Genomic DNA, 9,079 nt, shown 5'->3' on the forward strand with positions numbered 1-9,079 from the left:
GGGCGGCTCGGTGCACGGCGCGTGTGGCCGTAATGCCGCTAATGCAGCGTTGCGCGCCGACGGGGCCACCGGCTGGCCGCGGCGCAAACTCAGCCGCGCGGTGCTGTCGCGGTTGGTGAACTAGCCCCGGGCTTAGCCGTTTTCGGCGATGTCTTCCAGTACCGCGAACATGGTGCGGGTTGGAACGCCCGTGCCGCCCTTGGGGGTATAGCCCCACGGGCTGCCGGTGTTGTAGGCCGGCCCGGCGACGTCGATGTGCGCCCAGTTCACGCCCTCGGCGACGAATTCCCGCAGAAACACGCCAGCCACCAGCATGCCGGCGAAACGCTGCCCGCTGACGTTGGCCAGGTCGGCCACCGTCGACTTCAAGTCGTCCTTGAGTTCGTCGGGCAGCGGCATCGGCCAGCCGTTCTCGCCCACCTGCTGCGAGATGGCCGCCACCCGATCGCGGAACTCGTCACTGCCCATCACTCCCGGCGTACGCGCACCCAGCGCGACCGTTTGGGCACCGGTCAGCGTCGACGTTTCGATCAGGTAGTCCGGGTTGTCTTCGCAGGCCCGGACGATCGCGTCGGCGAGGATCAGCCGACCCTCGGCATCGGTGTTGAGCACCTCGACGGTGATCCCGCCGTACTGCGTCAGCACGTCACCCGGCCGCTGCGCGGTCGCCGACGGCATGTTCTCGGCCATCGGCACCGTGGCGGTCACATCGATCGGCAGTTCGCGCTGGGCGGCCAGCGTCACGGTCGCAATGACCGCGGCGGCGCCGCCCATGTCCGAGGTCATGTAGTGCATCGATGCCGCCGGCTTGATCGAGATGCCGCCGGTGTCGAATGTGATGCCCTTACCGACCAGGGCAACTTTGCGGGCCTGCTTCGGTTTTTTGGCCAGCCGCGATCCGCGATGGGTCAGCCGCACCAGCCGCGGCAGCCGCGACGAGCCCTTGCCGACTCCGATTACCCCGCCGTAGCCCTGCTTTTGCAGCGCCTTATCATCGAGCACCTCGACTTCGAGACCGACTGATTCGCCCAAAGCCTGTGCCCGCTTTGCGAATTCAGCTGGAAACAGATGGCTGGGCGGAGTGTTGACGAGGTCGCGGGCGGTGGCGACAGCTGTCGCGACCGCCGCGGCATGAGCAGCCTGCGCTTTGGCGTCTTTGGCGACGGACAACACGGTGATCTTGTGCAGCCCCGGGTCTTTTGGCGCCGTCTTGTCGCTGCGGAACTCGGTGAACCGGTAGCTGCCCAGAATCAGTCCCTCCACGGCGGCGGTCAGCACGCCGGCTCCCGGCAACTCGGCCAGCGTGGTGACGACGGCCTCGGCCGGACCCAGCGCGCGTGCCGCCGCGCCAGCCGCCCGGCGGATCACATCGGCGGGCCACTCGTCGCGCTGCTTGCCCAGCCCGATCGTCAGCACGCTGGCCACCGGCAGGGACTTCACCACCAGCCGGTTTACCTGCTCGCTGGCCCCGGTGGCGCTCAGAGCGCGAAGCCCGGCCTCGATCTCGGTGACCGCCTCGGCGGGCAGCAACGAGTCGGTGGAGGCAACCTGGGCACCGGGCTGATCCTCGTCACCGGAGGAGACCACCGGGACGATCAAAACTGCGGACCCGGCGCCGCGGCGCGGCAGCGAGGAAGTGACGGTGACGGCAGGGGCGGGGTAGCCGGGTTGTGTGCTCACGAGCATCAACCCTAACGACGCACGTCGCGGTGCAGGTCATAGGCCACGACCGGCTCATCGAAACCCTTGAGCTGCAACGGATCCATGACGGTCGCCGGCCAGTCGGGCAGTTTTTCGTGCACTTGCGCTGCGGCGAGGATCTGCCCCGGTGATGCCGCGGCGACCAGCCGTGCGGCCAGGTTGACCGCGTTGCCGAAGTAGTCGCCGTTGATGGTCAGGATTTCGCCGTAGCCAAGGCCGGCGCGGACCTGCATTCCCGCGTCGCGCGCCCTTGGATGGTCGACGAGGTCGCACGCGGCCTTTGCCAACCGCTCCGGGTCGGAGCTCACCCACATCACGGCATCGCCGAGGAACTTCACTATGCGCCCGCCGTCGGCGTGCACCAGGTCGCTGACGGTGTTGCCGAACTCGGTGAGCATTGCCGACAACTCCGCGGGGGTCATCTTTTGGGTCAGCGCGGTGAAGCCGGACAGATCGGCAAAACCAACGCCGCACACCACGCTCCCCGCCGACGGGCCGGTTACCACGCCCTCGATGAACGTTCGAGTGCTGACCAGATGGTGGCGGTGGACGGCGTCGATCATTGCCCCGACGCGGGGGACGAAATGTGCGGCGTCGCGGTAGACCTGCGCGGTGGCCAGCTCGTCCCCGGTGAGGCCGAGCCACATTTTGGGTTGACTGGTCCGGATCATCGACGATATGGCCTCGGCCAGCCGGGCCACGGTCGCGCCGAGGACCCGCAAGAAGCCGTCCCCGGCGTCGGGGCCAAACTGCATCCGCAGCGCCAGCCAGGTCGCCAGGCTGTCGACGTCGGCCTGGCTCAATGCTGGCGTGTCCGGATCTGCGACGGTCAGGCCGAGCATGGCCCAGCCGTGTTCGACCTCCGCCAAATCCACGTCGATCGCATCCGCGGCGGTCCGCAGGGTGTAGATCGGGGGACCGGACAACAGCAGCACGTCACCGGCGAGTCCGAAGAGCCGGCCGTGACGCTCGGCCTCGACCATCTCGTCCGCGGTGAAACCGAGGCCCGCCAAGTACTCGATCAGGCCAGCGCGCTCGCGCGCATTGGCGATCCCGGCAACCTCCAGTGCGGCAAAGTCGACCACCTGCCCAAGTGTGCCAGCCATGGCCCGGATTAGGGTCGAATGCCGTGAGCACCCTTCTGCACGGACCACTCGAGGACCGCCACCGCGAGCTTGGCGCGAGCTTCGCCGAGTTCGGCGGCTGGCTGATGCCGGTGTCGTACTCCGGCACCGTCAGCGAGCACACCGCAACCCGCACCACGGTCGGCTTGTTCGACGTCAGCCACCTGGGTAAGGCGTTGGTGCGCGGGCCCGGCGCCGCAGAATTCGTCAACTCGACGCTCACCAACGACCTGAACCGTATCGAGCCGGGGAAAGCACAATATACGTTGTGCTGCAACGAATCTGGCGGAGTAATCGACGACCTGATCGCGTATTACGTTGGGCCCGAGGAGATCTTCCTGGTGCCCAATGCCGCCAACACCGCGGCGGTGGTGGCCGCGCTGCAGAAAGCTGCGCCGGCGGGGCTCACCATCACCGACGAGCATCGCTCCTATGCGGTGTTAGCCGTGCAGGGACCGCGGTCGGCGGACCTGCTCGCCGAGTTGGGGCTGCCGACGTCCATGGATTACATGGGCTACGCCGACGCGACGTTCGCGCAAGTGCCAGTGCGGGTTTGCCGCAGCGGATACACCGGCGAGCAAGGCTATGAGTTGCTGCCCTCGTGGGAGTCCGCCGGTGTGGTGTTCGATGCGTTGGTTGATGCCGTAAAGCGAGCGGACGGGCAGTTGGCCGGCCTCGGTGCGCGCGACACGCTGCGCACCGAGATGGGCTACCCGTTGCACGGTCACGAACTCTCGGCCGATATCTCGCCGCTGCAGGCCCGCTGCGGTTGGGCGATCGGCTGGAAGAAGGATGCGTTCTTCGGCCGCGACGCGTTGCTAGCCGAAAAGCAGGCGGGTCCGCCGCGGCTGCTGCGCGGCTTGCGCGCGACGGGCCGCGGTGTGCTGCGACCAGACCTAGCCGTGCTCGACGGCGACAACAAGGTCGGAGTTACCACGTCGGGCACATTTTCTCCGACGCTGAAAGCCGGTATCGCCTTGGCGCTGATCGACAGCAGCGCGGGTGTCGAGGACGGTCAGCATGTGACCGTTGATGTTCGGGGCCGAGCGGTTGACTGCGAAGTCGTGCGTCCACCGTTTGTCGAACCAAAAACCCGGTAGCGCCCGGTTATAGAATCGCATCCATGAGCCGCGCCGGCGACAATGCAGAGCGAAGCGATGGGGAGGAGCGGCGCGCATGAGTAGCGACGCCCTCGAGTTCACGGTTTCCCGCGCCACGAACCCGACCAGCGACGAGGCGCGCGGCGCGATACTCGCCGACCCCGGTTTCGGCAGGTATCACACCGACCACATGGTGTCGATCGATTACACCGATGGGGACGGCTGGCACGATGCACGGGTCATCGGGTACGGCCCGATTGAGCTGGATCCGTCGGCGATCGTGCTGCATTACGCGCAGGAGATATTCGAAGGACTTAAGGCCTACCGATGGCCGGATGGATCGATCGTGTCGTTCCGCGCCGAAGCCAACGCCGCGCGGATGCGAGCGTCGGCGCGGCGGATCGCGATCCCCGAGTTGCCCGACGAACTGTTCATCGAGTCGTTGCGTCAACTGATCGCCGTCGATAAGGCGTGGGTTCCGCCGGCCGGTGGCGAGGAGTCGTTGTACCTGCGGCCGTTCGTGTTTGCCACCGAGCCAGGGCTGGGGGTGCGCCCTGCCAAGCGGTATCGCTACCTGGTGATCGCCTCGCCGTCCGGCGCCTACTTCAAACACGGCATCAAACCGGTCACCGTGTGGGTGTCAACGGAATACGTGCGCGCCAGCCCGGGTGGCACCGGCGCAGCGAAGTTCGGCGGAAATTACGCCGCGTCGTTGGTGGCGCAAGCCGAGGCCGCCGACCACGGTTGTGAACAAGTCGTGTGGCTGGACGCGGTCGAACGCCGCTACATCGAAGAGATGGGCGGGATGAACATCTTCTTCGTGTTCGGCAGTGGCGGATCGGCGAGGCTGGTCACCCCGGAGCTGTCCGGCTCGCTGTTGCCGGGCATAACTCGGGATTCCTTGTTGCAATTAGCAACTGACGCCGGTTTTGCCATCGAGGAGCGCAAGATCGATATCGACGAGTTGCAGAAAAAGACCGCGGCCGGCGAGATCACCGAGGTGTTCGCGTGCGGCACCGCCGCGGTCATCACCCCGATTGCTCACGTCAAGTATGGGATGAGCGAATTCACCATCGGCGACGGCGAATCCGGTGAGGTGACGATGGCGTTGCGTGACACGCTGACCGGCATCCAGCGCGGAACTTTCGCCGACACCCACGGCTGGATGTCGAAGCTGGGCTAGCTGCCGCCCGGAGGCAAGCTGGACGGGGTGCGGATGACCTGCAGGCCGACCGTGGCGAGAATGGCCGGGATCGCCTTGACGAACATCGAATCGAATTGCGCGATATCGGGATACAGCCGGGTCAACTCTTCCCACGGAATCAGATACGGTGTCTGCTTGTGCGCCGGATTCCGCTCCGCGGCCAGGGTCCAGCCGTCGGCTTTGCGCTCGGAGTTCCAGCGCTCATGTTCGGCGCTTGCCAGCAACTCGACTTCTGCGTCGGAGAAGGTGAATTCTTTTGCGTCCCAGTCTCGTAGCGGTGCGATGGCGCATTCCACCAAGCGCAGGTGAGCCGGGATATGACGTGCTTGGTCACGGCTCGACTCTCGGCGGGATTCGTCGAGTTCCTCCCACGTTTCCGCAGGCTCACCCCTGGCAATGGCTCCTTGGCGCCAGCGTTCGTGGATGGCGTGGGCCATCGGCTCGAACGACCCCCCTTGTACCAGTTCTGCGGTACAGGTGCGCTCCATGGTGGAGAACACCTCAATGTTCGACAGCGCGCCGGCTTCCCTGACATCATCGAGCAGCCCGGCCACCCCATGCGGGCGCGACAACGCGGCCACTACCGGGACGTCGGGATCCAGCTCGTGGCGCAAGTGCAGCGCCGTCTCAAATGCTTGAGCGTCGTCGTAAGCGGTCACGTAGACGCGGCTAATGGCTCGATCACGGTGAAGTTGGTGCAGCCGGCCGATGTCGCGGGCGGTAGCTGCCAGTGGAACAAGCTTGCACACCTGTTCCAAAGGCGGATGCCGGCCCAGCAGCGCCTCGATGCGCTCCTTCGGCTGGTGGTCAAGCACGGTGACTACCAGCGGGTCGTCGGAGTTTTCGCCGCCTTTTCGCTTGTCGTACCAGGCGCGCGCGGCGTGATACACCAGCCAGACTCCCAGTGGGTCAAGGTGGGCCACCACGATGTGCGGCTGGCCTTGATCGATGTCGAGGGGGAAGTCCTCCAGCAGCAGCCGGGCGCTGTTCTCGTCGATGTTGATGAAGTCGACCGACAGCTCCGGGTCGCCGCGCTGCGCCTCCTGGATGCGCAGCAATCGGCAGAATTCGGGGTTGGCGATCAGGGCCAGGCAACGCAGCTTGCGTGAACCACGACGGGGAAAGCCCCGGACGGTCGTGACGATCTGCGTGTTGACCGCGTCGTTGGGCGTGATCGCTAGCACCGTGCGGGCGTGGTGAGCTCCCGCCGCCTGCAGGGTTCGTTGCCGCTGCGCGTCGCCGACAATCACCGGGATGCCGAGGCTGCGGCACAGCTCGATGCCGGAATTGGTGGGATCAATCTCGATGACAACCACCGGGATTCGTTTCTGGTGTAGGTGGCGTACAAAGACACTGCCGACATAACCGCCCAGGCCGCAAATCACGACATGGCCGCGCATCAGCGGGATCTTCATCTGCTGCACGCGATCTCGAAACAGTAATCCCAGCGCGCTCAGCCCGGCCCACCCGGCCACGGCCGGGGCCAGGAACCGGGCGACGTCCAGCTCCCAGGGAAGATCGGGCTGGGCCGGGGTATTGAAGATAAAGTCCTCCAGGCTCCCGTATGCGGCGTCGGTGAGATCGGGATGGGTGGTGTTGGGTTGGGACGCCGATGGCGGAACGTAGCCGTGGCTGTAGAACTTCCACCACCCGATGCAGCCCAGAAAGAACGCGACGGTGGCGCCGAGCGCGAGTATGTACCAGCGGTAGTCGGACAGGAAACGCGCCAGCGACCGTCGGAAATTCATGCCGGGCCACCGGAATCGGCATCAACGCGTGCGTTTCCCATCTCGCATTCGGCATACCGCTGCGCGAATTCATCGCCGGGGACCGGCCATTGCTCGCCGTCGGTGCCGCGCACCACCCAGTCGCCGTCCGCAGCTGTGGCGGGTCCTTCCAGGGTTTCGATCGTCTCGCCCGGCTGTGCCAATCGGGCGAAAACGTCGCCGCGCCTTCGCCATTGGTTGCCGTCGATGTGTTCGTAGGTGGTGTGGAAAATGTCGTCGCGCACCGACCATGTCTCGCCATTCACCTCGACCAGCCAGTCTCCGGCGCCGGCCTGCATGGTGTGACCCGACTTCGACGTCCACGTCCAGGGTGTGCTCCGCTGCTCGGCGGTGACCGTTCCGATCCGGGTAAACGGCTGCCACACCGGATGTGACCGATAGCCGAGCTGGCGAAGACTCCACAGAGTGGCCGCCATACTCGTCACCGCTGAGTTGAGCATTTCCTCGTCGGCTTCGACCTCGGACCAGTCAACCAGCTTGTTGTGGATTCGGCGCTCGTCGTCTCGGACCGAGCCGTACTTCCAGTGATTGCGGCGATAGTACCGGCACCAGTCTTCATGTTCCGCCTTGGCCATTTTCATCGCGGAGTCGCGGTCAAAGCCCATGCGCGCCAGCCGTTGTAACGCCGTCAACCCGGCCATGTCCTGCACGCTCAGCGGCTGGGGTGGGCTGCCCCACGTGTTCCAGGTGTGTTCGGCGATCTGCTCGACCATCCACAGCGCGTTGCGGACCTGGCGGCGATTCGACTCGCGGTAGAACTCGTCGAGCTCCGCCCACGGCAGCCTGGCGGGCGGAGGGTTCGGATCCGGTCCGACGTCGGCAACATAACGCTCGTGAATCAGCTTGGCGGCTCGCTCCCAGACATCCTGGGCTTGTCCCGCTGGAATATCGAGCGCCAGCCGATAGGTCCGTAGCCGACCGACGATGGGCAACGGGTCGTCGGCCATCTGGGCGTCGTTGTCCCAGATGTAAACCGGCATTGCCGGAAATCGCGCAGCCAGCCTGGTTCCGGTTGATCGTGCGGTAGACGGTCCGTGAGCTCTGTCGTCGACGAATATCACGGCGTTGGTCGGCCCGTCGCTGTCGCCGATCAGGCCCATTAATGCCGATACCGTCGGTGACTGCGGCGCGGCCTCGATGGTCGGGCCAGTTGACGCGAATCCGACCTGCCTGCGGTGGAATTCGTGATCTTCCCGGTACTCTTCGGCGTCTACGCCGACCAGCTTCAGTGTCGGCAGCGCGGTGTCGCCGGGGGCGGAATAGTAGTCGTATTCGAGCTTGCGGCGGCTCAGGTCAGCGCATAGTGCCAGTGTCAATTCTGATGTGCCACAGACGAATATCCGTTCAACGGTGCCTGTCGAGATGATGTTTTCTAGCAGCCAGCGAGCGGTGACCTCGTATTTGCCAACGGCATCGGCCGCCCATCGGATGTCCGAGCCGCCCAGCTCCTCGGCGCGCCAGGCCTCGGCTTGCCACGGATCGTCTATGCGCACTGTGAGCGGTAGCCGTCGCTTGTGGCCAACCGCGGACAACGTGCGCGTGATCGTGTCGAGCCAAAATTGGTTGGTCGCCGGATCGGCTGACATCAGGTAGAGGCGCTCGAGATTGCGCCACAGGGACAGTGACTTGAGCGCCTCTGGGGCGTTGAAGTCGACCGTCACCACTCGGCCGCCGTGCATTCTGGCCTCCTGCACTCCGGGCTCATCGGGACCGCCGGTCACGACGACCATGGTGCTCGAGCGGTTCAGCGTGCCCGCAATCGCGCTGAGCATGGATCGGGTTTCGTCGTCGATTCCAACCACGACGGTGACCGACGTGGCGAGGTTGGCCCGCAGTCGGTCCACCTGCGATCGAAACAACGCGATCACCACACCGGCGAGGCCAAAGAAAATCGCAGCCAGCGCCGTGAGCCGCGCAACCCATAAACCATCCGGGGTGGGGCTGGGGCAGACGTGCCCGCCCAGCGAGAAATCGCTGACGCCGCCTTTCACCAAGGAGACCGTCCAGATCAGCGGCTGGAAGAAGACGGGATGCGTCGCGTCGTGGCAGTCCCAATATGAGCTGAAGCCGAGCACGGCACCTGTCGCGGCCAGGCCGGCAACGACCGCGACCGGCACATTGCCCGACCGGCGGGCATTCTGCGAACGAAAGCTCAGCACACAC

6 protein-coding genes are annotated in these 9,079 nt (G+C 65.5%); 2 read left to right on the top strand and 4 right to left on the bottom strand.

Going from position 1 to position 9,079, the window contains the following annotated elements; translation table 11 throughout:
- Positions 1-132: 132 nt before the first annotated feature.
- Positions 133-1,680: a leucyl aminopeptidase gene (locus tag WBF82_RS17215; protein ID WP_424384175.1), complete on the bottom strand. Its 1,548-nt coding sequence runs from the start codon at positions 1,678-1,680 to the stop codon at positions 133-135.
- Between the two features lie 11 nt (positions 1,681-1,691).
- Entirely contained in the window at positions 1,692-2,807 is a 1,116-nt protein-coding gene (locus tag WBF82_RS17220) for an adenylate/guanylate cyclase domain-containing protein (RefSeq protein ID WP_424384176.1), read from the bottom strand.
- 23 nt (positions 2,808-2,830) lie between these two features.
- On the opposite strand from WBF82_RS17220, the gene gcvT reads away from it, so the two are divergent.
- Both gcvT and WBF82_RS17230 read left to right on the top strand, forming a co-directional pair.
- Positions 2,831-3,925, top strand: a complete 1,095-nt coding sequence (gene gcvT, locus WBF82_RS17225; RefSeq protein ID WP_424384177.1) for a glycine cleavage system aminomethyltransferase GcvT — start codon at positions 2,831-2,833, stop codon at positions 3,923-3,925.
- Positions 3,926-4,001: 76 nt separating this feature from the next.
- Entirely contained in the window at positions 4,002-5,108 is a 1,107-nt protein-coding gene (locus WBF82_RS17230) for a branched-chain amino acid aminotransferase (RefSeq protein ID WP_424384178.1), read from the top strand.
- On the opposite strand, the gene WBF82_RS17235 is transcribed toward WBF82_RS17230, so the two are convergent.
- Together WBF82_RS17235 and WBF82_RS17240 are read right to left on the bottom strand one after the other, a co-directional pair.
- Complete coding sequence (locus tag WBF82_RS17235) at positions 5,105-6,877, bottom strand: NAD-binding protein (RefSeq protein WP_424384179.1); 1,773 nt, start codon at positions 6,875-6,877, stop codon at positions 5,105-5,107. The genes WBF82_RS17230 and WBF82_RS17235 overlap by 4 nt on opposite strands.
- On the bottom strand, positions 6,874-9,079 hold a 2,206-nt coding region (locus tag WBF82_RS17240), incomplete at its 5' end, for a RyR domain-containing protein (protein WP_424384180.1). The genes WBF82_RS17235 and WBF82_RS17240, both read right to left, overlap by 4 nt.

Source organism: Mycobacterium sp. (assembly GCF_049673265.1).
GTDB lineage: Bacteria > Actinomycetota > Actinomycetes > Mycobacteriales > Mycobacteriaceae > Mycobacterium.

Excerpts from the sequence above, each read along its gene's own strand:
- WBF82_RS17235 (WP_424384179.1), bottom strand. The coding sequence starts at position 6,877 with ATGAATTTCCGACGGTCGCTGGCGCGTTTCCTGTCCGACTACCGCTGG.
- WBF82_RS17230 (WP_424384178.1), top strand. The coding sequence starts at position 4,002 with ATGAGTAGCGACGCCCTCGAGTTCACGGTTTCCCGCGCCACGAACCCG.
- WBF82_RS17220 (WP_424384176.1), bottom strand. The coding sequence starts at position 2,807 with ATGGCTGGCACACTTGGGCAGGTGGTCGACTTTGCCGCACTGGAGGTT.